The sequence below is a fragment of the Methylobacterium aerolatum genome, from assembly GCF_022179085.1.
GTDB classification, from domain to species: Bacteria; Pseudomonadota; Alphaproteobacteria; order Rhizobiales; family Beijerinckiaceae; genus Methylobacterium; species Methylobacterium aerolatum.
In genome coordinates, this window is record NZ_BPQE01000020.1 from 147,435 (window position 1) to 173,197 (window position 25,763).

Here is a 25,763-nt window from a genome sequence, read left to right on the forward strand (position 1 = left end):
CCGCTGGGGTGATCCATGCCCCGGCCCGCCGCGATCCACCGGATCGCGCACCGTCTCGATCGTCCGGTCCGGACCGAAGCGCGGCTGAAAAGCCCGAACGCGTCCGCCCCGCAGGCGGGCGGGGCGCGGGCACACGGCCATTACCGGGGGGAAGCCAGTGCTCACACGTCGTCACCTGCTGGGTGCGGCCACCGCCATGGGTGGCCTGATCGCCAGCCCGGCCGTCCTGCGCGCGCAGGCGCCCAGGATCCTGAAGCTGTCGCACCAGTTCCCCGGCGGGACCGCCGACGAGGGTGATGCGCGCGATCGCATCGCCCGCCGGTTCGCGGCGGATGTGGAGAAGCGCACGGGCGGCGGGCTGCAGGTGCAGGTCTACCCGACCTCCTCGCTGATGAAGACGCTGGCGCAGTTCAGCGCCGTGCGGAAGGGCGCCCTCGACATGAGCCTCGTGCCCCTGTCCTACGCGGGCGGAGAGGTGCCGGAGACGAACCTCGCGCTCATGCCCGCCCTGGTGACGAGCTACGACCAAGCCGCCAAGTGGCGGACCGCCAAGATCGGCGAGGACTTCTCTGCGATGCTCGCGGAGAAGGGTGTCATCATTCTCACCTGGATCTGGCAGTCGGGCGCCGTCGCCTCGAAGGTCAAGCCGATCCTCGTGCCCGACGACGTGAAGGGCGTGAAGATCCGCGGCGGCGGCCGCGAGATGGACATGATGTTCCAGTCCGCGGGCGCCATCGTCTCCACCATGCCCTCCAGCGAGATGTATATCGGCATGCAGACGGGTGCCCTTGAGGCGGCGGTGAGTGCCTCCACCAGCCTGATCTCCTTTCGCCTCGACGAGATGACCAAGAACCTCACCGCCGGGCGCGGCCGGTCGTTCTGGTTCATCCTCGAGCCCCTGATCGTCTCGAAGATCGTCTTCGACGCGTTGCCGCCGGAGCAGCAGAAGGCCCTGCGCGACGCCGGGCAGGCCATGGAGGCCTTTTCCTTCGCCGCCGCCAAGGCCGACGACGAGGAACTCGTGAAGGTCTACGGCGCCCGGGGCGCGCAGGTCCACGACCTCACCGACGCGCATCTCGACAAGTGGCGCGACCTCGCGCGGGCGACGGCCTGGAAGGACTTCGCCGGCAAGAACGCGCGGTGCGCCGAATTCCTCAAGCTGGCGGAGCAGGTCTCGTGAGCCACGGTTTCGACGCGGCCACCGCCGCATCCGAGGTCCATGCGGCTCCCGAGCCCCGGGTGCCGGGGGCGCTCGGCGTGCTGGACCGGGCCTCGAAGGCGGTCAACCGGCTGATCATGGGGCTCGGCGGGCTGGCCCTGTTCGGGGCCTGCCTCGTCCTCAGCTACAGCGTCGTCATCCGCTACGTCTTGCACGAGCCCACCGAGTGGCAGGACGAGATGGCGGTGTTCCTGATCGTCGGCGCCACCTTCGGCTCGGCGGCGGCGGTGCAGGCACGGCGGGGCCACGTCGCCATCGAGGCCCTGACCGGCCTCTTGCCTCCCTCGGTCAACCGCGTCCGCCTCGTGCTGGTGGATTGCGTCAGCCTCGCCTTCTGCCTGTTCTTCACGTGGAAAAGCTGGTCCCTCGACCACGAGGCCTGGGTCGACGGGCAGGTCTCGCAATCCACCTGGGGGCCGCCCCTGTGGATTCCCTACACCCTGATGTCGGTGGGCATGAGCCTGCTGTGCCTGCAGATCGCCCTGCAGATCGCCGAGGCGATCCGCCTCGGCCCGAGCGGCGCCGGCTGGGCCCGGCCGAAGATCGGCCTCGGGGCCGACATCAACCGCGACCTCAAGGGACGCCCGGACGTGACCCCCGCCGGACCGGATCCGATGGGAACCACCGTCCGCACCGGCGGCCGGAGCACCAACACGGGAGTGAAGCGGTGAGCGTCGCGACGATCGGCTTCCTCTACGCGGGCGCCACCCTCGGGGCGATGCTCTCGGGCATCCCCATCGCCTTCGCCCTCGGGGCGGTGGCGCTGGCCTTCATGCTCGCGTTCATGCCCGCCGCCTCCTTGGATACGGTGGCGCAGAACGTCTACGAGGAGATGGCCTCCATCACCCTGCTCTCGATCCCGCTCTTCATCCTGAAGGGCGCGGCGATCGGGCGGTCGCGGGCGGGCCAGGACCTCTACTCCGCCATGCACGCCTGGATGCACCGCATCCCCGGCGGGCTCGGCATCGCCAACGTCTTCGCCTGTGCTTTGTTCGCGGCCATGGCGGGATCAAGCCCGGCCACCTGCTCGGCCATCGGCTCGGCGGGCATCCCCGAAATGCGCAAGCGCGGCTATTCCCCGGGCTTCGCGGCGGGCATCATCGCGGCGGGCGGGACGCTCGGCATCCTGCTGCCGCCCTCCATCACCATGATCCTCTACGCCGTCGCCGCCGAGCAGTCCCTCGGGCGGCTGTTCCTGGCCGGCATCGGGCCGGGGCTACTGCTGGTCTGCCTGTTCGCGGCCTGGGCGATGGTCCGGTTCCGGTCGGAATACGCCACCGCGAAGCAGGTGCTGGAGAGCGGCGGCCCGGCCTCGCCGATCCTGGCCGACGAGAACTACAGCATGGCCCAGCGCTTCTCGACGCTGCCGCGCGTGCTGCCCTTCGTGGTGCTGCTGACGGGCGTCATGGTCGCCCTCTACGGCGGCTACGCCACCCCTTCCGAGACGGCGGGCCTCGGCGGCCTGCTGGCGCTGGCCCTCATCGCCGCCATCTACGGCGTTTGGCGGATCAGGGACGTGAACCCGATCCTGACCGCCACGCTGCGGGAATCGACCATGCTGATGCTGATCATCGGCATGTCGCTCCTCTACGCGTATGTGATGAGCTATCTGCACATCTCGCAGTCGGCGGCGGCGGCCATCGTGGCCATGCAGCTCTCCCCCTGGGTGCTGCTGGTGACGATCCTCGGCCTCGTGATCGTGCTCGGCTTCTTCCTGCCGCCGGTCTCGATCATCCTGATGACGGCGCCGATCATCCTGCCGCCCCTCAAGGCCGCCGGGTTCGATCTGGTATGGTTCGGCGTGGTGATGACCATCACCATGGAGATGGGTCTGATCCATCCGCCGGTGGGCCTCAACATCTTCGTCATCAAGAACATCGCGCCGGACATCCCGCTGTCGGACATCATCTGGGGCACGCTGCCCTTCGTGCTGCTGATGGCGGTGGCGATCCTGATCCTCTGCCTCGTGCCGGGCATCGCCATGTGGCTGCCGGACCTGCTCCTGAGTTCGACGCGCTGATAGCCTCGCCGTCCTCGCGAGCGAGGCGACGCGATCCGGGGCAGCGGGACACCACAAGACGTGGCTGCCCCCGGATCGCTTTACCGCCTTTGCCGTGACGGAGCGGCGGGCGTGACGGCTACGCCGTCGGGTTGGCCGGGCCGGGCGGGCTGATCGGCTGGCCGCCCGGGCTGCCGGGATCGTTCACGGGGATCTCCGGCGGATGGATGCCCGGCGCCTCGGCGGGGGTGTTGCCGGGAATTTCGGGCTGGGGGCTCGGGCTCGGCACCTGCGGCGGATCGTAGGGCGTGTCCGGCGCGGGCGTCGGGGCCGGCTGGGGGACTTCCGGGATCTGTCCGGGATTCGACATCTGGCAGCCTCCTCACGCCCCGGCCCTTCGTGGCGAGGGCCGGTGGCTCCATCGAACGGGCCGCCGCGCCGGATGTTCCGGCTATTTCTTGGTGAGCAGCAGGGTGCCTTCCTTGCTCGCGACCTTCTGAATCTTCTCTGCGAACAGGGCGAGGAGGAAGGGCAGGCGCACCTCCAGGCGGACGCTCTCCTGACCGACATCGATGGTGCCGGCGACCTTCTGCGCCACGGCCGAGACGCCGAAATCGAGCCGGTCCCCCGTCCAGGCGAGCTGATCCACCGCGATGCCGCTCTTCATCAGCAGGGCGCGGACCTGTTCGGTCCCCTCCGAGAGGCGGCGCTTGGCCTCGGCCTGACCGAGATCGTGCGGAATGTCGACGATGAGGGGCTTCGGCATCGGGGCAACCGGGTTGGGCGCGGGATTCAGCCCCACGCGGGGTTTCGGACGGCGCGGGGCGGGACCGGTCGGTTCCGCCCGTGGCCGGGAGCCAGGAGATGGGCACTGAGGCGAGCCCCGGCAACGAAGCCCCAAAACGAAAAAACGGGACGGCTCGCGCCGTCCCGTTCAATCGTGATCCGTCGGGGCCGTCGGCCCAACCGAGATACGCCCCGGGCGGAGCACCGCCCGGATCACGCCGTCCTTGTGCGAAGGACGGCATGTCCCGCTTCTCGACCGTTACCGGCCGAGGAAGATCGAAGCCAGCCGCTGGAGCAGACCCCGCGGTGCGGGCGGAGGTTCGCTCTGCCCAGGGCCGTCCCCGATCTAAGCGTTGGCGGCGAAGGGGTGCTTGGCCGAGTTGCGCTGCTCGGTGACGGCGGCAGCCTTCGGCTCGCCGTTGACCGCGCGCTGGATCGACAGCTTCGTGGCCTCGTAGTTGTACTGCTGGATCTTGGCGTCGTCGGCCGCCTCCCAGTGGATGAACACGCCGACGAGCACGTAGACGTCGTCAGCCTCGTCCGCCGGAATGATGCCCTCGGCGACGGCATCCTGCACCGCCTTCGCGACGCCGTGCTGGGCCGGTCCGAACATCTGCACCGCCTGGCGGGCGTCGTTGATCGTGACCTTGTTGAACATCAGCGTGTTCGGCTTGCACGGCAGGTTCGGCGCGATCACGGCGAGCAGGCTGGTGAAGCCGTGCTTGTTGTTGATCAGGCCGTTGCAGAAAGCCGTCTCGGCGGGCGAGCCGCGCGGTCCGATGATCAGGTCGATGTGGGCGACCTCGTTGCCATCGCCGACGAGGGCTTCGCCGACCATAACCTTGTTGATCTTCGCCATTCGGTGTCTCTCCCTGAATCCGTAAGTGGCTGCGGCGCCGGGCGAAGCCGCTGCCGAAAAGCCATCCTTGTTATCGGCGCCCGCCCCGACCCGCAGGGGTCGAACCGGGCCGGTTGGGCCGGATAGCGGGGCGGACCCTACAGCGGGGCCCTATCTGTCACAAGGCACGCAACAGGCTGATTTTGAGGATTTTCTCCGTCCCGCCGCATGGAACCGTTTGCATTCGGTCCCATCGGCGCCTCCCGGATCAAACGAAGGCCGCTCCCTCATCGACCAGATGGCGCCAGAACAGGGTCGCCACCGTGAAATCGGCCGAGGTGCCGGGGTTAATTCCGCGGTCCTTCAACTGTGCGTCATGGACCAATAGTTGCGCCACGGGCCGTGCCGTCCAGTCGATCCGCTCGCGGAGCGCGGAGGCGGACTCGCGAACGGCGTCGGCGACCTCGCTTCCATGCTTTCGGAGGACATGGCTGTCGGGCACGGCGGCGAGGTAGGCGAGATGCACCGCGCTGGCGGTCCAGGCCGCATCGAGCCCCAGGGCGCGGGCCTCCGCGAGGGCCGGAAGGCCGATCCCGGTGATGTCGGCGAACCCGGTGACGTAGGCGCGGGCGATCCGGTCGCGCGGCGCGGCCTCGGCCATGGCGTGGGACAGGGGCGGCGGTTCGGCGTCCGTGGTCACGTCGTAGCGCTCGGCCCGGCCCAACCCCCCTGGCGAGGCGAGGCGAATCGCGGCGAAGACGTCCCGCGCATCCGCCGAAACCACGCTTGCCAGGACCTCCTCGAGGGGCCGACCGGTCTCGGCGGCTCTCGCGAGGGGTGCGCAGAGAAGCAGGATGCCGAGATTGGTGTTCTGCCCCACCGCCTCGCGGGTGGCGGCGACGCCCGCCAGCACCCGGGCGCCGATGCCCGCCCCCGCCATGGCCAGCCCCGGAGCCGAGACCTCCGCGCTCCGGACGAAGTCGGCCACCTGCATCCGGTGCCCGGCGGCATAGGCGTGGACGTTGCCGACCTTCAGCGCATCGAGTTCGGTGAGGCAGGCGGTCCGGTAGAGGTCCGCGATGGTCTCTGGCGGAAGCATCGCGCTCAGGCGACGACGAGGTGGGGGCGCGTGGCCGAGCGGACCGCCGCGAGGAAGCCGCGGACCACGCAGGCCGCGATGTCGGCGTCGCAGACGGTCTGCAGCCCGGACCACGCCGGCATCGAGTTCACCTCCAGCACCGCGTAGCCGCCGTCCCCGTCCTCCACGAGGTCGACACCGGAATAATCGACGCCCACGGCGGCGGCCGCCGCCTCCGCCAGGGCGGCCGCGGCGGGGGGCATCGCCCAAGGCAGGGGGCGGCCGCCCTTGTGGACGTTGGTGATCCAGCCGTCGCCCTCGCGAATCATGCCGGCCACCGCCCGGCCGTCGCAGACGAAGACCCGGTAGTCGCGCCAGAGCCCGTCCCGCCGGGGCACGTAGCGCTGGAGATAGTAGACGCGGGACACCGCCTCGGCCTCCGGCAGATCCTCCGGGCGTTCGATCAGGCACAGGCCCTCGCCCTGGGAGCCGAAGAGGGGCTTCAGCACCAGCGGTGCGCCGGCCCGGGCCTCCCGCTCCGTCACCCGGGCGGCGGCCTCCCGCGTCGAGACCACCCAGGTCTGCGGCGTCGGCAATCCGGCGCGAGCGATGAGCAGCGAGGTCGCCGCCTTGTCCACCGAGCGTTCGATGGCCGCGGGTGAGTTCCAGACCACGGTGCCCGCCGCTACGAGGGCGTGCAGCACCCCGAGGCGCATCGTCGTCGCCTCGAAGGTGCCCCCGGCGATGGTGCGCAGCAGGACCCCGTCCGGCAGGGCGCCCGCGAACCCCGGTACCCGCAACGGCTCGCCGGCGCCGGTCTCGACGGTGACGTCGGCCAGGGAGAACAGTACCGGCTCGACCCCCTGCGCCCGCAGGGCGGCCAGGAGGCGGGCCTTGTGCCAGTTGCCGTTATCGGCCGCGAGGGCGATGCGCATGGAGACCGTCCGGAAGGAATGATCGGTGGGGGTGGCGCGGAGTCCGCCACCGCGTCCCAGCCGATCCTCCGTCATTGCGAGCGAAGCGAAGCAATCCAGGGATCCGCTCCGTCGACAGACGTCGCGCTACTCTGGATTGCTTCGCGCAATGACGGGAAGAGCGAAGCGATCAGGCGAACGACGCCTCCACCAGGGACGGCTCCAGTCGTCCGCCGCGGAAGGTCGCGCCGGTACGCACCGAGGTGACGATGGCCTCGGCGGGGGAGAACAGCGCGCCGTCGATCTTGTAGAAGTCGCCGTTCACCCGGGAGAAGATGTCCGCGAAGGGCGCGCCGTGGTCCGCCGAGCCCGTGGAGGGAAGCTGCTCGGCGAGCTGCTTGGCGTCGGCGTCGTCGGCATCGACGAAGAGCTGGACCCGGCCGCCGTAGATGATGGCGTCGTTGGTGCGGCCCATCGCCTTCACGAAGTCGGGGTGCGGGGGCGAGAGCGGGGCCGAGCCGATCCCGTCGAGGATCGCGTGCAGGTCGAAGCCGACCGTGTGCGCCTTGTGGAGGGCCACCTCCAGCACGCGGGCCACGACCTGGGTCGATCCGGCGAGGCTCTGGGTCGGGGCGTAGATGAAGGTCAGGTCCTCCGGCCGCACGCCTGCCGCCTTGGCCACCTTGGCCATCACGCTCTCGGGCGGTCCGCCCGCCGATTCGAGGACGAGGGCCGTGGTGGTGGCCGTGTCGCGATAGCCGAGTTCATGGAACAGCTCCTCGACGGCGGCGACCGCGCGGCCGGGGCCGGAGCCGAGGGCGAAGAATCCCGTGCCGCCGGTCTCGTCCGCGAGGCTCCACCCGGCATACTGGCTGCCCAGGCAGGCGAGCACCGGATCGGCCGAGTGCACGGTCAGGGTGTAGGGCCACGCCGCGACGGGGCCGGTGGGCGCCACGGTGACGGTGCCGAGGCCGCCGAGGCAGATCTCGGCGATGCGCCGCCCGGCCTCGATGGAGCCCCGGGCGGTGGAGCCCGCATCCACCATCCGCGCGCCGCCCGGCGCCTGGGATACGGCGAGGCGAAGGGCCTGCGCGTCGGCGACGAAGCGCTCGACCAGGGGGGCACTCAGGGCGTTGAGGCTCGGGTGGCTCGTGCTGTCGCTCATACTCGGGCTTCCTCGGTTGTCGTTGTCTCGTTCAGGGCAATGCGCAGCCGGTCCGTCCGTGCGTCGAGGGCGGCGCGAGCCTCCGCGCCGTTCGCGCCCGTGGCGAAGACGGTGCAGAGCGGCGTATCCCGCCTCACGGTGCTGCCGGCGGCGGGCCGGTCGCGGATATGGGCGGGCCACGCGACGGCGGGGACCGGCGCATGGTCGGCCAGGGCGTAACAGATCGCCGAGGCTGCCGCATCCTCCGGCGGCGCGCCGATTGACGGCGGCGTGCGCGCGGACAGGCAGGCATCCACATGCGCGGCCAGAAGCGGCGTCGCCCGCCGGTCGAGCACGTCGAGGGTCGCGCCGGGTCGCGGGTTGACCTCCATCAGCCACCAGCCTTCGCCGTCGCTGAGGAAATCCACGCTGGCGAGGCCCGCGACGCCCGTCGCCGCCGCGATCCGGCGGGCCGCGTCCTCCACCTCCGCGAGGATCGCGGCCGGGAGCGGATGCGGCTCGCACGCCGCGTGCGCGAGCGCGCCACCGTAGCGGAACGGCTGCTCGGGTCCCGGCGCGGGCCATTGCGCCGTCACCGCCAGCACCTCCGCGCCGCCCGGACCGGCGAGGATGTTCACCGCGTAGGGGCGGCCGGCCACGCGGGCCTGGTGATAGTGGCCCGGCGGCGGCGCCGGCCCGGTGGCGGCACGGACATGGCCGCCGCCCGAGCCGCCGATGGCCTTCACGAGCCAGCGGGAGGGATCCTCCACCGGCCCGGCCGTGACGGGGGGATGGGGCACCCGCAGCCGGGCGCAGAGTTTCGAGAAGGCGAAAGGGTCCTTGAGGACGGTGACGCATTCGGCCGGCGTCCCGATGAGCCGGTGGCGCCGGGCAATCTCGGCGATCAGGCCGGGATCGTCCTCGAAACCGCTGCCGAGCACCACGCCGAGTGGCGCTCCCGCCTCCTCCGCGAGGCTATCGATGGCGCCGAGCGCCGCCTCCGGCACCATGCCCCGCCCGAACCGGCCGGGCATCACCCGGACGGCTTCGGCGCAGGCGAGAGTGTCGTCGTCGCCGAACAGGTCCGCCACGAACGGGCGGAAGCCCGCCCGCCGCGCCGCCTGGGCGAGGGCGCGCCCGGCCTGCGCCGCGATCACCACCGTCTCCGCCATCCGCGCTCGAGTCAGCCGGCGATCTCGACCGCGAGGGGGTAGGCATCGCGGAAATCGAGGCAGAGGGGCGTCTCCGATTCGAGCATCCGCTGGAACAGCCGCCGCTGGGTCTGGTACTTCACGTTGCCCACCGCCAGGGCGCCGATGCCGATGCCGCGTCCCCCCGGCAGGTCCACGTCCACGGCGTTGACGTCGATCCCGGCGATGCCCGCGGGAGGGACGGCGTTCACGTCCGAGGCCACGAGGAGCTTCGGCGCGTATGCGAGGTCCTCGGCCGTCAGGATCGGAATGCCGGCGGGACCGGCGGACAGGATCACGTCCGCATCGCGGATCGCCTCGCGCCGGTCGGCCGGGGTCGTGCCGTCGACGGCGCCGACCTCGACGCCGAATCGCCACTTCATGGTGAAGGCGATCTTGGACACGCGCTCCTCGCCGTCGTGGCCGACAAGGACGGTCTTTGCGCCTTCCAGCGCGCCGATCACCGCCGCGACGTAGGCCACCACGCCCGCGCCGCCGAAGATCACGATTCGCTTGTCCTTCAGGTCGGTCCCGAACTTCACCCTCAGGGCGCGGGAGACCTGCGCCACCATCGCGGCGCCGGTGGTGAAGGAGCCCGCCGGATCGGCGAAGACGTGGTTCACGAAGGGCGGCACGAAGGCCTTCTTCGCGCGGTCCACCATGTCCAGGGCGTCCTCGGCGTTCTTGCCGCCAATGAAGATGCCCGTGCGGGTGCCGTCCTGCGGCGAGCGGGAGAAGATCGAATCCTGGGTGAGGGACACCACGTCGGACAGGCTGACCTCGGTATAGGTCACGAGGGTCTCGAAGCCGGCATCGACGGCCATGTTCACGTCGAAGGGGCTCATGTGCCGGAGCGGCGTGAGCATGTGCAGGATCGAGCGGGCCATGATGTCGATCTCCCCCTTGTGCCGGAGCGGATGCGCCTTCCGGCTTTTGTCATTCTCGCGGAGGATCGGGAACCCTCCGGTCGCGCGGGGCCGCTGCGCCCGGCCGTCGGGGCGGGCCGGGGCCGCGCCGTGCCGCGCGTCGTCCGTAGGGGTAGGAACCCGTTCGGCGGTTCCGGTCAAGGGGCCGCGTCGAGGACGGCGCCGGTGTTGCGCCCGCGGGCGATGAGGAAGCGCAGGGGCGGCCCCCGGTCGAGGTCGGCCACGAGGGCGCGCGCCTCGTCCTCCGAGGCGGCGAGGAGGAAGCCGGTCGGCCCCCATGAGCTCTGGCCGTAGCCCGCGATGCCACGCTCGGCGGCGGCGGCGAGCGCCCCGGCCACGGCGGGACTCGCGTAGCGCCCGCCCTGATGGGGCGCGAAATGATCGCCGACGAGGTCCTGCATCCGGGTGATCCCGGCGCCGAAGGCCGTGAGATCCCCCGTGGCGCAGGCGGGCAGCACCTGCATCAGGACGATCCGGCAGATCTCGGCCGCCTGCGCCTCGGGAAAGCGCGGCAGCTCGCGGAACGCCTCGACCTCTCGGGTGCCGTGGACACCCTCCATCGAGGTGTCGAGAATCAGGACCACGCGCCAAGCCTCGGGGAAGGGCAGGCGCGCCACCACCGGGGGCGGCGCGGCGTCGGCGCCGCGCCCGCCATCGACGATCAATCCGCCCTCGGTGAAGGCCCTCAGGCCGACGCCGGAACGGTTGCCGCGGTCGAGGGCGTTCGAGAAGTCCTCCGGCGAGAACGGGCGCCCGGCGAGGGCCGCCAGGGCGGCGGCCACGGACAGTGCGAGCTGCGTGCCCGAGCCGAAGCCGGCATGGGCGGGAATCGGCCGCTCCAGGCACAGGGACACGCCGGTGCCGATGCCGAGATGGGCGGCGGCCGCCTCGGCGTAGCGCCGGACACGCTCGGCCTCGGCGCCCTCGACGGCGAGGGCGGGGGCGGGCTGGGCGGTCAGGAGGAGGGAGGGCGTGTCGATGGCGAGCCCGACGCTGCCGAACCGGCGGCCGAGGCCCCCGTGCAAGTCGAGAAAGCCGAAATGCAGCCGCGCGGGCGCCTCGATCCGCACGTGACCGGCCTTCGCCTGTTCAGCCTTCGCCTCGGGGATGTCGGCCACGGCGATCCCCTTCCTCCCGGTCCATGCGTCAAAGTCGGCGCGCTTCTCACACGCAAACCCCGGCGGGGCAACCGGGTTCGGACTCTTCCCGCTCGCCGCGCTTGGCGGTGATTCCCGGTCACGACGGGGGCGCAGGGGCCTTGCCGTCCGCGTCCGATGAAGGCAAACCTACGGCCGCGACGGCGCGCCGAGTTTGCCGTTCGCCCGGAGACCATCCGGGCGGGCAGGCCATTCCGAGCCGGCGGATTTCCTCGAGAGGAAGCTCCGCTCATCCGGTCTTACGGCCGTCGCCCGCCCGACAGAGATCACGACCGCCGGCCCATCCGGGTCCGGCCGGCCGCAAGAAAGATCGAGCGAGGGAGCATGCCAGCCTGGGTCAAGGGCGCGGCCGCCGACATGGACACCGCCCTCTCGGCGGCGGTGGAGCTGTTGGGCGCGGCGCGGACGCCCGTCATCGCCGGTTTGAACGCGGACGTCTCGGCCATCCGGGCCGCCTACGATCTCGCGGGGCGCGTCGGCGCCTCCGTGGATACGCTCGGCGCCGCCGGCACCTATGCGGAGCTCGGCGCCCTCAGCCGGGTCGGGGCGATGACCTCGACCCCCGCCGAGGTGGTGGGCCGGGCCGACGCCGTCCTCGTGGTCGGCAGCGCGCCGTGGAATGCCGCGTTGTCGGCGCGAATCCTGGACGCCAGGCCGTCGCGGGGCCGCGCGGCGGGGTCGGACCGCGCGCTCCTCGCCCTCGGCGGCAGCGCCCCCCAGGGCGGCACGACGATCCCGGCGGAGAACGGCATTCTGCCCGCCCTCGCCCTGTTGCGGGCGCATCTGCGCGGTCATCTCGCCGACGATTCGCCCATCGCCGGGGCGGCCGAGCGCCTGTCGGGCTCGCTCTACGTCGCGGTGCTCTACGACCCCGCCGAGATCGGCGAGTTCGGCGTCGAGACCGTCCAGGGTCTCGTGGTCGATCTCAACGACCGGACCCGCGCCTTCGCGCTGCCCGTCCAGGGCGGCAATCAGGACCGCGCCGTGGTGCCGGTGGCCGCCTGGACCACGGGGCAGGCGCCCCGCGTCGGCTTCGGGCGGCGCGTGCCCGAGCACGATCCCTGGCGCTTCGACGCCGCCCGCCAAGTCGCGGCGGGGGAGGCCGACGCCGCCCTGTGGATCGCCTCGGTTCCGGCTCCGGCGCCGGACTGGTTGGGCCGCGTGCCCTCCATCGCCCTGATGGGCGACGCCGCGGCCGATGCGGCGGAGGTGGTGATCGGCGTGGGCGTGCCCGGACGCGATCACGGCGGCGTTCTGTGGAACGACACGCGCGCCGCGCTGACGTACTGGCCCGCTCAGGGCGCCGGTGCCCCGGCGGACCTGCCGTCCGCCGCCGCCGTCATCGGCCAACTCGCGCAACGCCTCGCAGGCAGGAGTGAAACCGCATGCTGAGCGTGATCCGGGGCGGGCGCGTCGTCGATCCGACCGCGTCCCGCGACGCCGTCGGCGACGTGTGGATCGAGGACGGCCATGTCATCGAGGCGCCGGGGCGCGAGCCCGACCGGGTGATCGACGCGGCGGGCTGCGTGGTCATGGCCGGCGGCGTCGAGGTGCACTCGCACATCGCGGGCGGCAACGTCATCACCTCGCGGCTGCTGCTGCCCGAACTCTACGTGAGCGAGGCGGCCCCGGAGGGGCACCCCTTCGCCCATGCGGGCGGCGCGGCGGCCTGGATCGGCGCGACCTACGCGCGGATGGGCTACACCACCGCCGTGGAGCCGGCGATGCCGCCGACCCATGCGCTGGGCACCCAGCTCGAACTCGCGGACATCCCGCTCCTCGACCGGGGCGCGCTCACCGTGATGGGCAACGACGACCACCTGCTGCAACTGCTCCGTGACGGCGAGGGTGCGAACGCGGTCCGCGACCTCGTGGCCCTCAACATCGCCACCTCGCGCGGGCTCGGGGTGAAGTGCATCAACGCGGGCGGCGCCTCGGCCTTCAAGGACGGCGCCCTGAAGCTCGCCCTGGACGACGAGATCCCCTGTTACGGTCTCTCGACCCGGACAATCATGGGCGCGCTCCTCGACGCGGTCGAAGCGCTGAAGGTGCCCCATCCGCTGCACGTCCACTGCAACAATCTGGGCCTGCCCGGCGCAGACGATTCGTTCATGGCGACGCTCGACGCCGCCGAGGGGCGCCGCATCCACTTCGCCCACGCCCAGTTCTACGCCTACGGCGCCACCGACGACGGCAAGGGCTTCCGCTCCGCCGCCGAGCGGATCGCCAGGGCCATCGGCGACAACCCGCAGGCCACCCTCGATATCGGGCAGGTGGTGTTCGGACAGACGGTGACGGTCTCCCTCGACATCCTGCGTCAGTTCGCGGGGCGGAAGGGCGCCAACCCGAAGAAGTGGGTGGTGAACGCGGGCGACGCCGAGGGCGGCGGCGTGGTGCCGTTCCTCTACCGGCCGAAGGGCCCGACCTCGTCGCTGCAATGGGCGATCGGCCTGGAGATCATGCTCCTCTCGCCCGATCCGGAGCGGACGATCCTCACGACGGACCACCCGAACGGCGGCCCGTTCACGCAGTATCCGCGCATCATCCACCTGCTGATGGACAAGGGCGAGCGCGAGCGCGAGATCGCGGCCCTGCCGGGCGTCGTCGGCGAGCGCAGCGGCCTGCCGGGGATCGATCGGGAGTACTCCCTGTCCGAGATCGCGCAGCTCACCCGCTCCGGCCCGGCCAAGCTGCTCGGCCTGGCCGACAAGGGGCACCTGCGCCCCGGTGCGCGGGCGGACGTGGCGGTCTACCGGGACGATTCGAACCGCACCGCGATGTTCACCGCGGCCAAGCTCGTCCTCAAGGACGGCGTGCCCATCGTCGAGGACGGCGAGGTGGTGGAGTGGCGCTCCGGGCGGACGCTGTCCCTGGTCATGGACGCGGACAAGGCGATGGCCAAGCGCACCGATTCCTACCTCACCGATCGGTTCGGGACCGGGCTCGACAGCTTCACCGTGCCGGACGAGGCGTTCGACGCCCCGACCTTCGAGGCTGTGCCATGCCGGGTGTGATGAGTACGGCTCTTCCCCTCCCCGTCATTGCGAGCGCAGCGAAGCAATCCAGGGCAGCGGGACGTTGTGAAACCTTGGCGTATCCCTGGATTGCTTCGCTGGCGCTCGCAATGACGGCGGCGCTGTGGGGCCAAGATATTGCCCCACGGGGAAGCGAAGTCTGATGTCCACTGACCTCACCCTCAACGGCATCCGCGTCATCGACACCTTCGCCGAGGCGTTCGACGTGGCCGGCACCGCCATCGTCGTCACCAACGACACGGCGAAGTGGGCGATGATCGCCGCCACCACGATGACCGGCTTCGCCACCTCGGTGATCGGCTGCGGCGCCGAGGCCGGGATCGATGCCGTGCTCTCGCCCGACGAGACGCCCGACGGGCGGCCCGGCGTGCGCATCCTCCTGTTCGGCTTCGAGCCGAACGGCCTCAAGGAGCAACTGATCAAGCGGGTGGGGCAGTGCATCCTCACCTGCCCGGGCACCGCCTGCTACGCGGGCGTCGAAGGGCCGAACAAGATCAAGCTCGGCGGCGCGATCCGCTATTTCGGCGACGGCTTCGCGGTCGCCAAGCGGATGCCGGACGGGACGGGCAAGGAGCGCCGCTACTGGCGCATCCCGGTGATGGACGGCGAGTTCCTGTGTGAGGATTCCGTCCGTGCCGTCGAGGGCGCGGTGGGCGGCGGCAACCTGCTGTTCCTCGGACGCACCCATGCGGAAACGCTCAAGGTGGCGGAAATTGCAGTGGAGGCGGCCGCCGCGATTCCCGGCGCGATCCTGCCCTTCCCCGGCGGAATCGTCCGCTCCGGCTCCAAGGTCGGCGGGCGCACCAAGGGCATGATGGCCTCCACCAACGACGCCTACTGCCCGACGCTCAAAGGCCGGGCGGGCTCGGCGCTCCCGCCCGATTGCGGCGTGGTGCTGGAAATCGTCATCGACGCGCTCACCTCGCAGGCGGTCTCCGACTCGATGCGGGCCGGGCTCCACGCGGCCACCGAGATCGGCGAGCGGCACGGGCTCATCGCCGTCACGGCGGGCAATTACGGCGGCAACCTCGGCCGCCACCACTATCACCTGCGCGACCTCCTCGCGCCGGTCGGCAGCCAGGAGGGCTGAGCCTTGAGCACCCTCACTCTCCGCGAGGCGCCGCCGGAGCGCCTGGACTTCCTGTCCATCACCCCGCTGTCCCTCAGCGGCCTGTCCCAGGGCGAGGCGGAGCGGCTCGAGATCGGCACGAGCCGCCGGGGCCTGCGCCTCGGCGACTGTTTCACCGTGGCCCTCGATCGCTCCGACACCCTCGTCATCGCAGGCGGGCACGAGCGCCTCGACCGGGTCGGCGCCTCCCTCTCGGGCGGCACGATCCGCGTGGAGGGCGATGTCGGCCAGCGCCTCGGCGCGGGCATGGCGGCGGGCACCCTCACCGTCACCGGTCAGGCCGGCCCCTTCGCGGGCTCCGGCGCCACCGGCGGGACGATCACCATCGAGGGCGATGCCGGCGACCATGCGGGCGGCGCCGTCTACGGGGCCAAGGCGGGGCTCGACGGCGCGACGCTGGTGATCCACGGCCGGGCGGGCGACCATTGCGGCGACCGGATGCGCAAGGGGACGCTGCTCGTCGGCCAAGCGGGAGCCCATGCCGGTGCGCGCATGATCGCGGGGACGCTGGCGGCCCTCGAGGTCGGCGACCTTCCCGGCTTCGGGATGCGGCGCGGCACCCTCGTCGTCGGGCGCCACGGGACCCTGGCGCCGACCTTCGTCGAGACGGGCAGCCACGATCTCGTCTTCGTGCGCCTGCTTGCCCGGCATCTGGCGCGGATCAGCGAGGCCCATGCGGCGCTGCTGGCTCGCCCACTCCGGCGCTACTCGGGCGACCTCGCAACGCTGGCCAAGGGTGAGATCTGGGCCGCCGGCTGAGACGGCACGGCGCGGCGGCGCCCCCTGTGCGGGGAGCCTCCGCGTGCTCTATTCTCGCAGCAAGCCGGCCCGTCACGATGGCCGGCATTCGGGAGATCGCCGGTGCTGCTGCTGTTGTCCGTCTGCCTGCTCGCCCAGCCCGCCACCTGCCACGACGAGGAGATCCCGGTCGGCGGCGGCGCGGCGAACGCCTTCATCTGCCTGCGCAACTCCCAGAGTGTCCTGGCGCAGTGGCAAGAGGAGCACCCAGAGTACCACGTCGAGAAGTGGCGCTGCGCCAGCCGGGGCGCGGCGCCGAAGAAGCTGTGACATCCTCCCGCGCGCAGGCGCAGCCATGGGCTCCTTGAAGGCCCGGTTCGCTCTTCTCTTCGCCGGCACGGCGGCCATCGTGCTGCTGGCGGCGGCGGGCGTGCTCGTCTCGATCGGCGCGGCCGAGCGGACGGTGGAGCGCACTCTGGCGGCCCAGAACCGGCTCGAATTGCTCGCGGAGCTCTCCGGCCGCCTCACGCAGTTCGGCCTCGCAGCTGTGGAGACGGCCGGCAACCCGGACGGTCAGCCCGAGGCCATGGCCATCGCCCGGGACAACGTCGACAAGGCCCTCAAGACCGTGGACGAGGCGCTGGCCCGGAGCTTTCCGCCGAGCGACGACCCCGCCGACCGGATGCAATACGCCATGCGCTCGCGGCCGATGTCGCAGTTGCGCGCGGCGCGGGTCATCCTCGACCGGCAGGTCTCCCTCCTCAGCCGCCAGATCGATCCGGAGAAGCGGCAGGACGCGATCAAGGGGGCGCTGAACGGCTTCGGCGCGATGACCGGCCAGCCCCTGTCGTTCCTGATCGAGGCCGAGCGCCGGAGCATGACGCTGGGCTCGGAGGAGGCCCGCATCCTCTCCGTGCGCCTGCGGATCGCGGCCGCCGTCGCGGTGGCCGCCGCCCTCGCGCTGCTGCTGCTGCTCAACCGGGCGCTGACCCGGCCGATCCTGGCGCGGATCAACGAGGTCCGGCTCGCCGCCAGCGCCATCGGGCGGGGGGCCCTCGACACGCGCCTGCCGGTTCAGACCCGCGACGAACTCGGCCTGCTCATGGCCAACGTGAACCGCATGGCCGCGCGATTGTCCCGGCGCGAGGAGCATGTCGCCGCCGACCGGGCCGCCCTCGAATCGACCGTCGCCGCCCGCACCGCCGACCTGCGGGCGGCCAATGCCCGCCTGGAGGCGGTCGATCTCTCCCGCCGCCGGTTCTTCGCGGATGTCAGCCACGAGTTGCGCACGCCGCTCACCGTGATCCTCGGTGAGTGCGACATCGCCATGCGGGGCGTCGCCCGGGCCGCCGATCCGGTGCCAGCCTTCACCACCATCCGCAAGCGGGCGCAGCGCCTGAAGCGGCGGGTGGAGGATCTGCTGCGCGTCGCACGCTCCGAATCGGGTGAGATCGAGCTCAACCGGCAGCCGGTGAGTCTCGCCGCCTTGCTCGCCGAGGCGGTCGATACGATGAACTCCGAGGCGGCCCGCCGCCGGGTCGTCCTCACCCTCAGCCCCGGCCCCGAGGACGTGGAATGCGTGGCGGACCGCGAATGGCTGCGCCAGACCGTGGAAAGCCTGATCGACAACGCCTTCCGCCACGCCACCGGCCTCACCACGGTCGAGGTCTCCCTGGCCCGGATCGGGGACGGGCTCGCCCGCATCGCCATCTGCGACGACGGACCCGGCTTCTCCGCGCCGGAGGCGGAGCTCACCGAGCGCTTCCGGCGTGGGCCGAAGGTCGAGGGCAAGCCCTCGCCCGACTCGACGGGCTTCGGAATCGGCCTTGCCCTGGCCCGCTGGATCGCCGAACAGCACGGCGGTCGCCTCCACCTCGGGGCGGTGGAGAACGGGAGGGGAGCCTGTGTCCGGCTGGACATTCCAGCCAGCGACCACGCATGGATGGACGGAGCATCCGGTGAGACGGATGCGCCAAGGACCGTGAGGGAGCCGGCCGCATGACGCGGATCCTCATCGTTGAGGACGACATCGACATCCGCGGCCTTCTCGCCAGGGGGCTGGAGGCGGAGGGCTTCGACGTGGGCACGGCGTCCAACGTCGAGGACGCCCTGAAGGGCGCCCGTGACGCGACGCCGGGGGCGGTCCTGCTCGATGTCGGCCTGCCCGACGGCTCCGGCCACGACGTCTGCCGGTCCCTGCGGGAGGGCGGGTTCAGCGGGCCGATCCTGTTCCTTTCCGCCCGCGACGAGATCCGCGACCGGGCCGAGGGGCTGGCGCTGGGCGCCGACGACTACATCGTGAAGCCCTTTGAGTTCGAGGAGTTGGTGGCCCGCCTGCGGACGCACCTGATGCGGCGGCAGCAGGCCGAGGCGCCCCGCTCGCGCCTCACCGCCGGGCGGCTGATCTTCGACCTCGACACGCGCCTCGTGACCTGTGGCGAGGCGAGCGCCCGGCTCACTCCCCGGGAGGCGGAACTGCTCGCCATGCTGATGGAGCGACTCGGCAAGCCGGTCTCCCGCGCGGAGATCTTCGACCACCTCTGGGCGAGCCAGGGCGGGCTCTCCCTCAACGTGGTCGATGTCTATATCGGCTACCTTCGCTCCAAGATGGCGGATTTCGTCCGGCACGGCGGTCCGGTCCTCACCACCGTGCGCGGCAAGGGCTTCATGCTGGAACCGAAGGGGCCCGATTTCCGCCAGTGAGGGCACGCCAGAGCCCGCGCCACCCGTTCGACCGGCGCGCAAGGGCGGCGGTCTTGTACCTTTGGACAAGGGTGCGACGCTGCGCTGAATTATTTCGTCGGATCAATCAGTTCCAAGGTCGTCTCACGAAAAATTTGGGAGGATCCGGCAATTTGGTGCTTGAACGGCCGGGTCAAATGGACAATATCGGTTCTGCGCCGGAAATCAGAGCGCCATCAGTGTCTTAAGGTCTTCTTAGGTTGGATCTTTTGGCACTTGGTGAATCAATACTAAGGAGAAACACCATGGCCTGGGCTGCCCCCGTTGTGTCCGAGATCTGCGTCGGCATGGAAGTGACGAGCTACGAGTCGGCCGAGATCGACACCTTCAACTGAGTTTGCGCGGGCTGAGAATCGCGGGAGACGCATCATGCGCGTCGTGGTTCTCGGCTCCGCCGCCGGTGGCGGCCTTCCCCAGTGGAATTGCCGCTGCCCCAACTGCACGCTGGCCCGCACCGAGCCGGCCCGGGTTCGCCCGCGGACGCAATCGAGCATTGCGGTATCGGCTGACGGCGACGATTGGTTGCTGATCAACGCCTCGCCGGACATCCGGCAACAACTCTTCGACAATCCGTCCATGCATCCCCGCGAGGGATTGCGGCACTCGCCGATTCGCTCCGTTTTGCTGACGAACGGTGATGTCGATCATGTGGCCGGGCTGCTCACCCTCCGCGAGGGCCAGCCATTCACGCTTTACGCGACGTCCGGCATCCTCGAATCCGTCAACGCGAACCGCGTGTTCGACGTGATGGCCGAGGGTGTGGTCGTCCGGAAGACCATCGGGCTCGGCTCCTCCTTCGAGCCGCTGCCCGGCCTGACCGTGACCCTCTTCGCGGTGCCCGGCAAGGTGCCGCTGTGGCTCGAAGGCGCGCAGGTTGAGATCGGAGCCGAGACCGAGACAACGGTCGGCGCGATGATCGAGGCCGGGGGCAAGCGCCTCGCCTACATACCCGGCTGCGCCCAGGTGAACGACGACCTGCGTCGGCGAATCGCGGGTGTGGACGCTCTGCTGTTCGACGGCACCGTGCTCTACGACGACGACATGATCCGCGCGGGCGTCGGCACCAAGACCGGTTGGCGCATGGGCCACGTGCCGATGCGCGGCGAGAACGGCGCCATCGACGCCCTGGCCGGGGTGGAGATCGGCCGCAGGGTCTTCGTCCACATCAACAACACCAACCCCGTCCTCGTGGAGGAGTCCCCCGAACGGGCCGATGTCGAGGCGGCCGGGTGGACCGTCGCCCATGATGGGTTGAGCCTGGAGTTGTAGACCTCGCCGTCATTGGGATCAGAGCACAGCAATCCAGGGCGGCGGGACGATCGAGAACGATGCGCATCCTGCAGTGCTGCGCTTCACTCGCCACGATGAGGGTGCCGCACCGGTTTGAGTCTTCACGCCGCCTCCCTACATTGCACCTCAAGGCATCGGCGCTCCTGTGAGGAGCTGCCCATAAAATCCAATAGGCATAAGCCGAGAACGGACGCCGGAAACGCCATGAACGCCATCTTCCCGACCCCGGACGCCTTCGACAGCGAGCGCCTGCTTTCGCCGGAGGAACTGGAAGCCGCGCTGCGGGATATCGGCGCCCGGCGCTATCACATCCTGCATCCGTTTCACCGGCTGCTGCACGACGGGAAGCTGTCGAAGGATCAGGTCCGGGCCTGGGCACTGAACCGCTACTATTACCAGGCGATGATCCCGGTGAAGGACGCCGCCGTCCTCGCCCGGATGCACGATGCCGAGCTGCGCCGGATCTGGCGGCAGCGCATCGTGGACCACGACGGCGATGCCCCGGGCGACGGCGGCATCGAGCGCTGGCTGAAGCTCGCCGAGGGTGTCGGCTTCGAGCGGGATTACGTCCTGTCCACGAAGGGCATCCTGAACGCGACGAAGTTCGCCGTGGAGGCCTACGTCCATTTCGTCTCCGAGAAGACGCTCCTCGAGGCCATCGCCTCCTCGCTGACGGAGATGTTCTCGCCGACCATCATCTCCGAGCGCGTCGCCGGGATGCTGAAGAACTACGACTTCATCACGAAGGAGACGCTGGCCTACTTCGACAAGCGTCTCACCCAGGCTCCCCGCGACGCGGACTTCGCCCTCGATTACGTGAAGCGCCACGCCACCACGCCCGAGTTGCAGCGGATGGCGATGGATGCGCTGACCTTCAAGTGCAACGTGCTGTGGGTCCAGCTCGACGCGCTCTACTTCGCCTACGTGGCGCCGGGCATGATCCCGCCGGATGCGTGGCAGCCGGGCGTCGGGCTCGTCGCCGGCGCGGACGGCGCAGCGCCGCCATCCGCCGGCCCGCGCAAGACCGCCCCCGGCGACACGCCGCGTCTGCCCCGGGGCGTGCGCCTGCGCAACGACGAGACCCGCGGCAAGTACGTGCTGCTGGCGCCCGAGCGGACCTTCGACCTCGACGACAATGCCGTCGCCGTCCTGAAGCTGGTGGACGGGACGCGGACCGTCTCGGGCATCGCCGACGAACTGGGTCAGATCTACGCCGCCGACCCGCGCGCGATCGAGGCCGACATCTGCGTGATGCTGGACGGGTTGGCCGAGAAGCGGGTGTTGGAGCGATGAACGCACAGGCGCCGATCCGCCCCGAAGCGCCCGCGCCGGTGGGGCTCCTCGCGGAGCTCACCCACCGCTGCCCCCTGCGCTGCCCCTACTGCTCGAACCCGCTCGAACTCGACCGGCGCTCGGGCGAACTCGACACGGCGACGTGGCAGCGGGTGCTGACCGAGGCGGCGGGGCTCGGCGTGCTGCACGTCCACCTATCGGGTGGCGAGCCGACAGCCCGCAACGATATCGTCGAGATCACCAAGACCTGCGCCGACCTCGGCCTGTATTCGAACCTGATCACCTCCGGCGTCGGCGGGGCACTCGACAAGCTTCAGGCGCTGTACGATGTCGGGCTCGACCACGTTCAGCTCTCCGTCCAGGGCGTGGACGCGCAGAACGCGGAGAAGATCGGCGGGCTGAAGAATGCCCAGCCGCAGAAGATGACCTTCGCCCGGAAGGTCGTGGACCTCGGCCTGCCGCTGACGCTGAATTCGGTGATCCACCGCGGCAACATCCATGAGGTCGAGGGCTTCATCGATCTCGCCGTGACGATGGGGGCCAAGCGGCTCGAAGTGGCGCACACGCAGTATTACGGCTGGGCCTACGTCAACCGCGCGGCTCTGATGCCGAACAAGGCCCAGGTGGACGAGTCGATCCGCATCGTCGAGGCCGCCCGCGAGCGACTGAAGGGCCAGCTCGTCATCGACCTCGTGGTGCCGGATTACTACGCGAAATACCCAAAGGCCTGCGCCGGCGGCTGGGGCCGAAAGCTCATGAACGTCACGCCCCAGGGCAAGGTGCTGCCCTGCCACGCGGCGGAAACGATCCCGAACCTCGAATTCTGGCACGTCACGGAGCATTCGCTCGGCGAGATCTGGCGCGACTCTCCGGCCTTCACCGCCTATCGCGGGACGGATTGGATGCAGGAGCCCTGCCGGTCCTGCGACCGCCGCGAGAAGGATTGGGGCGGTTGCCGCTGCCAAGCGCTGGCGCTGGCGGGCGACGCCGCCGCCACCGATCCCGCCTGTTCGCTCTCGCCGCTCCATGCCAAGGTCCGGGCGCTGGCCGTCGAGGAGGCCGCCGAGACGCCGCCCGACTACGTCTACCGGACCATCGGCAGCAACGTCCGCTCCCCACTGAAAGAAGGTGTGTCTTCGTGAGAGTTTCGACCGTCGCGACCGCCCTGGCCGTCTGGCTTTCGGCGGTGACCGGATCCGTTGCGGCCGAAGAGCCGGCGGCGACCGCCGCGCCGACTCCCGCCGCCGTAGGCGATTCAAAGCCCGCTGAGGCCAAATCCGCGGAGAAGACCGGCACGCCCTCCGCGAGCGACCTGCTGTTCGACTATCCGCAGATGAAGAACACGGCGCCCAACGCCAAGCTGACCTACGATTACATGCGCCGCTCCGGCATTGCGAAGGGTCCCTTCGGCGCGCCGCTGCAGGACACGGTGACCCTCTCCCTGGCGCCGGGCAAGCGGCCCGAGACGCGGGACGTGCAGGTCGAGATGTTCTCCGGCCTGAACCGCCGTCCCGCCGGACCCTTCGAGGACATGGAGGGCAATCCCATCGTGTCGCTGTTCCTGGAGAACCATCTCCAGGCCCTCGCCCGCGTCCTGGAGGCGAACCCGCGCTACCTGAAGCTCGCGATCCGCCGGGGCCTGCGCGACCGCGCCGAGGTCACGCCCACCAAGGTCACCGTTGGCGGCAAGCAGGTCGATGGCTGGCGCATCGTTACCCGGCCCTTCATCGACGATCCGCAGACCGAGCGGATGCGGGGCATGGAAGACCTGACCTACACCTTCGTCACCTCGCCCGATGTCCCGGGCGAGATCGTGTCCATGGAGGCCGCCTCCAAGGCGAAGGACGGCGGCGAGTTGCTTGAGGAGAAGCTCGGCTATGAACAGAAGGCTGGCTAGTCTCGGCGGCGCCGCCGCCCTCGCCCTCGGACTGGCCGTGGCTCCCGCCTGGGCCGCCGAGGAGAACGATTACCCGACGGATGCGCGGGTGGATTACGTCTTCGGCTGCATGGCCGCCAACGGCCAGACCCGCGATACCATGGAGAAGTGCTCCTGCTCCGTGGACCAGCTCGCCGCGATCCTGCCGTACGACAAGTACGTGCAGGCGAGCACGATCCTCTCCATGCGACAGGGCATCGGCAACCGCGCCAACGAGTTCAAGTCCACCAAGGTCTTCGACGACAAGGTGGCCGAACTTCGCCGCGCCCAGGCCGAGGCGGAGATCCGCTGCTACCGGGGCTGACATCGCAGTCATCCCTCCCCGCCAGGGGAACGGTGCTAGACGCGGCGATCCGGTCCTGAGTGGATGGCCGGCGAGGTCGTCGTCCTCTCCGTCTTTGCGAGCGGAGCGGAGCAACCGTGGGATGCGCCACGGTCGGAAACGGCCCGCTGCCCTGGATTGCTTCGTCTCCGCTCGCAGAGACAAGGCGGCTTCAGGGGCTGCCGGAACCCAACCGCCGAGACGCCGAAGTCGAGGGCGGGACGAATCCCGCAACGATCCTCACACGGGGGAGGGGAGAGCGAGGCCCGTTGCACCGCGAGCCGGTTTCCCGCAAACCGGCGTCGTGACCGACACCGCATCCCGCTCCCCCGCCCTTCAGACCCTCCTGCCCGATCTGGGCCGGCGGACCCTCGTGATGGGCATCCTCAACGTCACGCCCGATTCCTTCTCCGATGGCGGATTATTCGCGGGCGAGGCGGAGGCCCGCGCCCAGGCGGAACGTTTGGAGGGGGAGGGGGCCGCGATCCTCGACATCGGCGGCGAATCGACGAGGCCCGGCCACACCCCGGTCCCGGCGGACGAGGAGCAGGCGCGCGTGGTGCCGGTGATCCGGGCGCTCGCGGGCCGTTTGGCGATCCCGATCTCCATCGACACCTACAAGGCCTCCACGGCCGAGGCGGCGCTGCGGGTCGGCGCGACCATCGTCAACGACGTGTGGGGCCTGCAACGGGAGCCCGACATCGCCTCCGTCGCCGCCGCCCACGGCGCGCCGGTGATCGTCATGCACAACCGCGAGACGATCGATCCCGCCCTCGACATCGTGGCCGACATGCTCGCCTTCTTCGAGCGGTCGCTGGCCATCGCCCGCAAGGCCGGGATTCCCGACGCGGACATCGTGCTCGATCCCGGCGTCGGCTTCGGCAAGACCTGGGAGCAGCATCTGGAGGCCCTGCGGCGTCTGCCGGAAATCCGTCGCCTCGGCTTTCCCCTCCTCGTCGGCGTCTCGCGCAAGTCGCTGCTCGGCCGCCTGCACGATCGCGAGACCAAGCCCGCCGACCGCCTCGTCGGCTCGCTCGCCGCCCATGCGCTTGCCGGGACCCTCGGGGCGGACATCGTGCGGGTCCACGATGTCGCCGCCCATATCGACGCGATGCGCGTCGTGGATGCGGTGATGCGGCCGGAGTCGCGGGCATGAGCGACCATATCCGCGTCGAGGGCATCGCCGTCTTCGCCCGGCACGGCGTGTTGCCCGAGGAGGAGGTGCTGGGTCAGCGCTTCTACCTCGGCCTCGACGCCGAACTCGACCTCGCCCCCGCCGGGCGCTCCGACGACGTTGCGCACACGGTGAGCTACGCCGACCTCACGGCCATCGCCGTCACGATCGCCACGGAGCGCCGCTTCAAGCTGATCGAGGCGCTCGCCGAGACCATCGCCGCCGAGATCCTGGCGCGCTTCCCCACGGTCGATGCCATCACCGTCCGGGTCGACAAGCCGAGCGCGCCGATTCCCGCCGTGCTGGATCGGGCGGGCATCACCATCACCCGCCGCCGCGGAGCCGGGCGGTGAAGGCATGGCTCGGCATCGGCAGCAACATCGGCGACATGGCGGCGACGCTCGACCGCGCCGTGGCCGCCCTCGGCGCCGTGCCCGGCATCGCCGTGCTGGCCCGCTCGTCGGATTACCGCACGCCGCCCTGGGGCAAGACGGACCAGCCCTGGTTCCTGAACGGCGCGCTCGCGATCGAGACCACGCTGTCTCCCCACGCCCTCCTCGACGCCTGCCAGGGCATCGAGCGCGATCTCGGCCGGGTGCGCGAGGAGCGGTGGGGACCCCGCATCATCGACATCGACGTGCTGGCCTATGACGGCGCGGCCGTGGACGACGAACGCCTCGTCCTGCCCCACCGCTACGTGCGGGAGCGCGCCTTCGTGCTGGTGCCCCTCGCCGAGATCGCGCCCGATCTCGTGATCGGCGGGGAGCGCGTCGCCGACGCGCTGGCCAAGCTCGACCCGACGGGAATCACGCGCGCCTGAACCGCTGCGCTTGCCGTGACGGCGAACCTGCGA

The 25,763-nt window shown here is 70.6% G+C and carries 28 protein-coding genes; 19 read left to right on the forward strand and 9 right to left on the reverse strand.

The window, feature by feature from the left end:
- The first annotated feature begins 196 nt into the window (after positions 1 to 196).
- From dctP to MFF06_RS14150, 3 genes are read left to right on the forward strand one after another with little or no spacing between them, the layout of a single operon-like run.
- Entirely contained in the window at positions 197 to 1,180 is a 984-nt protein-coding gene (dctP, locus tag MFF06_RS14140; protein WP_238205121.1) for a TRAP transporter substrate-binding protein DctP, read from the forward strand.
- Positions 1,177 to 1,890, forward strand: a complete 714-nt coding sequence (locus MFF06_RS14145; RefSeq protein ID WP_238204891.1) for a TRAP transporter small permease — start codon at positions 1,177 to 1,179, stop codon at positions 1,888 to 1,890. The genes dctP and MFF06_RS14145 overlap by 4 nt, the downstream gene beginning before the upstream one ends.
- Complete coding sequence (locus MFF06_RS14150; RefSeq protein WP_238204893.1) at positions 1,887 to 3,239, forward strand: TRAP transporter large permease; 1,353 nt, start codon at positions 1,887 to 1,889, stop codon at positions 3,237 to 3,239. The genes MFF06_RS14145 and MFF06_RS14150 overlap by 4 nt, the downstream gene beginning before the upstream one ends.
- A 118-nt stretch (positions 3,240 to 3,357) precedes the next feature.
- Here the strand turns inward: MFF06_RS14150 and MFF06_RS14155 are convergent, their stop codons facing one another.
- From MFF06_RS14155 to MFF06_RS14195, 9 genes are all read right to left on the reverse strand, one after another.
- A complete protein-coding gene (locus MFF06_RS14155; protein ID WP_238204896.1) occupies positions 3,358 to 3,588 on the reverse strand; it encodes a hypothetical protein in 231 nt (76 codons plus the stop codon).
- 81 nt (positions 3,589 to 3,669) lie between these two features.
- Positions 3,670 to 3,984, reverse strand: a complete 315-nt coding sequence (locus tag MFF06_RS14160; RefSeq protein ID WP_238204898.1) for a polyhydroxyalkanoic acid system family protein — start codon at positions 3,982 to 3,984, stop codon at positions 3,670 to 3,672.
- Positions 3,985 to 4,350: 366 nt separating this feature from the next.
- Complete coding sequence (gene fae, locus MFF06_RS14165; protein WP_238204900.1) at positions 4,351 to 4,863, reverse strand: 5,6,7,8-tetrahydromethanopterin hydro-lyase; 513 nt, start codon at positions 4,861 to 4,863, stop codon at positions 4,351 to 4,353.
- Between the two features lie 247 nt (positions 4,864 to 5,110).
- On the reverse strand, positions 5,111 to 5,941 hold the full coding sequence (locus tag MFF06_RS14170; protein WP_238204902.1) for a triphosphoribosyl-dephospho-CoA synthase: 831 nt from the start codon (positions 5,939 to 5,941) through the stop codon (positions 5,111 to 5,113).
- 5 nt (positions 5,942 to 5,946) lie between these two features.
- Complete coding sequence (locus MFF06_RS14175; protein ID WP_238204904.1) at positions 5,947 to 6,855, reverse strand: ATP-grasp domain-containing protein; 909 nt, start codon at positions 6,853 to 6,855, stop codon at positions 5,947 to 5,949.
- A 169-nt stretch (positions 6,856 to 7,024) separates the two neighbouring features.
- Positions 7,025 to 7,999 (reverse strand): methenyltetrahydromethanopterin cyclohydrolase, encoded by a 975-nt coding sequence (gene mch, locus MFF06_RS14180; protein WP_238204906.1) that lies wholly within the window; start codon positions 7,997 to 7,999, stop codon positions 7,025 to 7,027.
- Positions 7,996 to 9,150: an ATP-grasp domain-containing protein gene (locus MFF06_RS14185; RefSeq protein ID WP_238204908.1), complete on the reverse strand. Its 1,155-nt coding sequence runs from the start codon at positions 9,148 to 9,150 to the stop codon at positions 7,996 to 7,998. Before MFF06_RS14185 ends, mch begins: the two co-directional genes overlap by 4 nt.
- Positions 9,151 to 9,161: 11 nt before the next feature.
- Positions 9,162 to 10,055 (reverse strand): NADP-dependent methylenetetrahydromethanopterin/methylenetetrahydrofolate dehydrogenase, encoded by an 894-nt coding sequence (locus MFF06_RS14190; RefSeq protein WP_238204910.1) that lies wholly within the window; start codon positions 10,053 to 10,055, stop codon positions 9,162 to 9,164.
- A 176-nt stretch (positions 10,056 to 10,231) separates the two neighbouring features.
- Complete coding sequence (locus tag MFF06_RS14195; protein ID WP_238204912.1) at positions 10,232 to 11,212, reverse strand: beta-ribofuranosylaminobenzene 5'-phosphate synthase family protein; 981 nt, start codon at positions 11,210 to 11,212, stop codon at positions 10,232 to 10,234.
- A gap of 363 nt (positions 11,213 to 11,575) precedes the next feature.
- Here MFF06_RS14195 and MFF06_RS14200 point away from each other — a divergent pair, with 363 nt between their 5' ends.
- The 16 genes from MFF06_RS14200 (at position 11,576) to folK (ending at position 25,730) form a co-directional block, all read left to right on the forward strand.
- The gene (locus MFF06_RS14200; RefSeq protein ID WP_238204913.1) at positions 11,576 to 12,643 is read left to right on the forward strand and encodes a molybdopterin-binding domain-containing protein; all 1,068 of its coding nucleotides are present in this window, start codon (positions 11,576 to 11,578) and stop codon (positions 12,641 to 12,643) included.
- Positions 12,637 to 14,265 (forward strand): formylmethanofuran dehydrogenase subunit A, encoded by a 1,629-nt coding sequence (locus MFF06_RS14205; RefSeq protein WP_238204921.1) that lies wholly within the window; start codon positions 12,637 to 12,639, stop codon positions 14,263 to 14,265. Before MFF06_RS14200 ends, MFF06_RS14205 begins: the two co-directional genes overlap by 7 nt.
- A gap of 163 nt (positions 14,266 to 14,428) precedes the next feature.
- Positions 14,429 to 15,376, forward strand: coding sequence for a formylmethanofuran--tetrahydromethanopterin N-formyltransferase (gene fhcD / locus MFF06_RS14210; protein WP_238204923.1), 948 nt, complete (start codon positions 14,429 to 14,431; stop codon positions 15,374 to 15,376).
- 3 nt (positions 15,377 to 15,379) lie between these two features.
- Positions 15,380 to 16,174, forward strand: coding sequence for a formylmethanofuran dehydrogenase subunit C (locus MFF06_RS14215; RefSeq protein ID WP_238204925.1), 795 nt, complete (start codon positions 15,380 to 15,382; stop codon positions 16,172 to 16,174).
- Between the two features lie 102 nt (positions 16,175 to 16,276).
- Positions 16,277 to 16,483 carry a hypothetical protein gene (locus tag MFF06_RS14220; RefSeq protein WP_238204927.1) on the forward strand — a complete coding sequence of 69 codons (207 nt, stop codon included), beginning with the start codon at positions 16,277 to 16,279 and terminating at the stop codon, positions 16,481 to 16,483.
- A 25-nt stretch (positions 16,484 to 16,508) separates the two neighbouring features.
- A complete protein-coding gene (locus tag MFF06_RS14225; RefSeq protein ID WP_238204929.1) occupies positions 16,509 to 18,155 on the forward strand; it encodes a sensor histidine kinase in 1,647 nt (548 codons plus the stop codon).
- The gene (locus tag MFF06_RS14230; RefSeq protein ID WP_238204931.1) at positions 18,152 to 18,856 is read left to right on the forward strand and encodes a response regulator transcription factor; all 705 of its coding nucleotides are present in this window, start codon (positions 18,152 to 18,154) and stop codon (positions 18,854 to 18,856) included. Before MFF06_RS14225 ends, MFF06_RS14230 begins: the two co-directional genes overlap by 4 nt.
- A gap of 284 nt (positions 18,857 to 19,140) precedes the next feature.
- Positions 19,141 to 19,230 (forward strand): pyrroloquinoline quinone precursor peptide PqqA, encoded by a 90-nt coding sequence (gene pqqA / locus MFF06_RS14235; protein ID WP_238204934.1) that lies wholly within the window; start codon positions 19,141 to 19,143, stop codon positions 19,228 to 19,230.
- Positions 19,231 to 19,264: 34 nt separating this feature from the next.
- A complete protein-coding gene (gene pqqB / locus MFF06_RS14240) occupies positions 19,265 to 20,164 on the forward strand; it encodes a pyrroloquinoline quinone biosynthesis protein PqqB (RefSeq protein ID WP_238204936.1) in 900 nt (299 codons plus the stop codon).
- A gap of 225 nt (positions 20,165 to 20,389) precedes the next feature.
- Positions 20,390 to 21,478 carry a pyrroloquinoline-quinone synthase PqqC gene (gene pqqC, locus MFF06_RS14245; RefSeq protein WP_238204937.1) on the forward strand — a complete coding sequence of 363 codons (1,089 nt, stop codon included), beginning with the start codon at positions 20,390 to 20,392 and terminating at the stop codon, positions 21,476 to 21,478.
- Positions 21,475 to 22,620 carry a pyrroloquinoline quinone biosynthesis protein PqqE gene (gene pqqE / locus MFF06_RS14250; RefSeq protein ID WP_238204938.1) on the forward strand — a complete coding sequence of 382 codons (1,146 nt, stop codon included), beginning with the start codon at positions 21,475 to 21,477 and terminating at the stop codon, positions 22,618 to 22,620. The genes pqqC and pqqE overlap by 4 nt, the downstream gene beginning before the upstream one ends.
- Complete coding sequence (locus MFF06_RS14255; protein ID WP_238204939.1) at positions 22,617 to 23,375, forward strand: hypothetical protein; 759 nt, start codon at positions 22,617 to 22,619, stop codon at positions 23,373 to 23,375. The genes pqqE and MFF06_RS14255 overlap by 4 nt, the downstream gene beginning before the upstream one ends.
- On the forward strand, positions 23,356 to 23,718 hold the full coding sequence (locus MFF06_RS14260; RefSeq protein ID WP_238204943.1) for a hypothetical protein: 363 nt from the start codon (positions 23,356 to 23,358) through the stop codon (positions 23,716 to 23,718). Before MFF06_RS14255 ends, MFF06_RS14260 begins: the two co-directional genes overlap by 20 nt.
- 394 nt (positions 23,719 to 24,112) lie before the next feature.
- Positions 24,113 to 24,892, forward strand: a complete 780-nt coding sequence (folP, locus tag MFF06_RS14265) for a dihydropteroate synthase (RefSeq protein WP_238205123.1) — start codon at positions 24,113 to 24,115, stop codon at positions 24,890 to 24,892.
- Positions 24,889 to 25,263 carry a dihydroneopterin aldolase gene (gene folB / locus MFF06_RS14270; protein WP_238204945.1) on the forward strand — a complete coding sequence of 125 codons (375 nt, stop codon included), beginning with the start codon at positions 24,889 to 24,891 and terminating at the stop codon, positions 25,261 to 25,263. The genes folP and folB overlap by 4 nt, the downstream gene beginning before the upstream one ends.
- Complete coding sequence (folK, locus tag MFF06_RS14275) at positions 25,260 to 25,730, forward strand: 2-amino-4-hydroxy-6-hydroxymethyldihydropteridine diphosphokinase (RefSeq protein ID WP_283207276.1); 471 nt, start codon at positions 25,260 to 25,262, stop codon at positions 25,728 to 25,730. The genes folB and folK overlap by 4 nt, the downstream gene beginning before the upstream one ends.
- The last annotated feature ends 33 nt before the right edge of the window (positions 25,731 to 25,763 follow it).

What these genes read in the sequence shown, in the direction of transcription:
- dctP (WP_238205121.1), top strand. Translation starts at nt 197, where the DNA reads ATGGGTGGCCTGATCGCCAGCCCGGCCGTCCTGCGCGCGCAGGCGCCC.
- MFF06_RS14155 (WP_238204896.1), bottom strand. Translation starts at nt 3,588, where the DNA reads ATGTCGAATCCCGGACAGATCCCGGAAGTCCCCCAGCCGGCCCCGACG.
- MFF06_RS14160 (WP_238204898.1), bottom strand. Translation starts at nt 3,984, where the DNA reads ATGCCGAAGCCCCTCATCGTCGACATTCCGCACGATCTCGGTCAGGCC.
- fae (WP_238204900.1), bottom strand. Translation starts at nt 4,863, where the DNA reads ATGGCGAAGATCAACAAGGTTATGGTCGGCGAAGCCCTCGTCGGCGAT.
- MFF06_RS14170 (WP_238204902.1), bottom strand. Translation starts at nt 5,941, where the DNA reads ATGCTTCCGCCAGAGACCATCGCGGACCTCTACCGGACCGCCTGCCTC.
- MFF06_RS14175 (WP_238204904.1), bottom strand. Translation starts at nt 6,855, where the DNA reads ATGCGCATCGCCCTCGCGGCCGATAACGGCAACTGGCACAAGGCCCGC.
- mch (WP_238204906.1), bottom strand. Translation starts at nt 7,999, where the DNA reads ATGAGCGACAGCACGAGCCACCCGAGCCTCAACGCCCTGAGTGCCCCC.
- MFF06_RS14185 (WP_238204908.1), bottom strand. Translation starts at nt 9,150, where the DNA reads ATGGCGGAGACGGTGGTGATCGCGGCGCAGGCCGGGCGCGCCCTCGCC.
- MFF06_RS14190 (WP_238204910.1), bottom strand. Translation starts at nt 10,055, where the DNA reads ATGGCCCGCTCGATCCTGCACATGCTCACGCCGCTCCGGCACATGAGC.
- MFF06_RS14200 (WP_238204913.1), top strand. Translation starts at nt 11,576, where the DNA reads ATGCCAGCCTGGGTCAAGGGCGCGGCCGCCGACATGGACACCGCCCTC.
- MFF06_RS14205 (WP_238204921.1), top strand. Translation starts at nt 12,637, where the DNA reads ATGCTGAGCGTGATCCGGGGCGGGCGCGTCGTCGATCCGACCGCGTCC.
- fhcD (WP_238204923.1), top strand. Translation starts at nt 14,429, where the DNA reads ATGTCCACTGACCTCACCCTCAACGGCATCCGCGTCATCGACACCTTC.
- MFF06_RS14225 (WP_238204929.1), top strand. Translation starts at nt 16,509, where the DNA reads ATGGGCTCCTTGAAGGCCCGGTTCGCTCTTCTCTTCGCCGGCACGGCG.
- MFF06_RS14230 (WP_238204931.1), top strand. Translation starts at nt 18,152, where the DNA reads ATGACGCGGATCCTCATCGTTGAGGACGACATCGACATCCGCGGCCTT.
- pqqA (WP_238204934.1), top strand. Translation starts at nt 19,141, where the DNA reads ATGGCCTGGGCTGCCCCCGTTGTGTCCGAGATCTGCGTCGGCATGGAA.
- pqqB (WP_238204936.1), top strand. Translation starts at nt 19,265, where the DNA reads ATGCGCGTCGTGGTTCTCGGCTCCGCCGCCGGTGGCGGCCTTCCCCAG.
- pqqC (WP_238204937.1), top strand. Translation starts at nt 20,390, where the DNA reads ATGAACGCCATCTTCCCGACCCCGGACGCCTTCGACAGCGAGCGCCTG.
- pqqE (WP_238204938.1), top strand. Translation starts at nt 21,475, where the DNA reads ATGAACGCACAGGCGCCGATCCGCCCCGAAGCGCCCGCGCCGGTGGGG.
- MFF06_RS14260 (WP_238204943.1), top strand. Translation starts at nt 23,356, where the DNA reads ATGAACAGAAGGCTGGCTAGTCTCGGCGGCGCCGCCGCCCTCGCCCTC.
- folP (WP_238205123.1), top strand. Translation starts at nt 24,113, where the DNA reads ATGGGCATCCTCAACGTCACGCCCGATTCCTTCTCCGATGGCGGATTA.
- folB (WP_238204945.1), top strand. Translation starts at nt 24,889, where the DNA reads ATGAGCGACCATATCCGCGTCGAGGGCATCGCCGTCTTCGCCCGGCAC.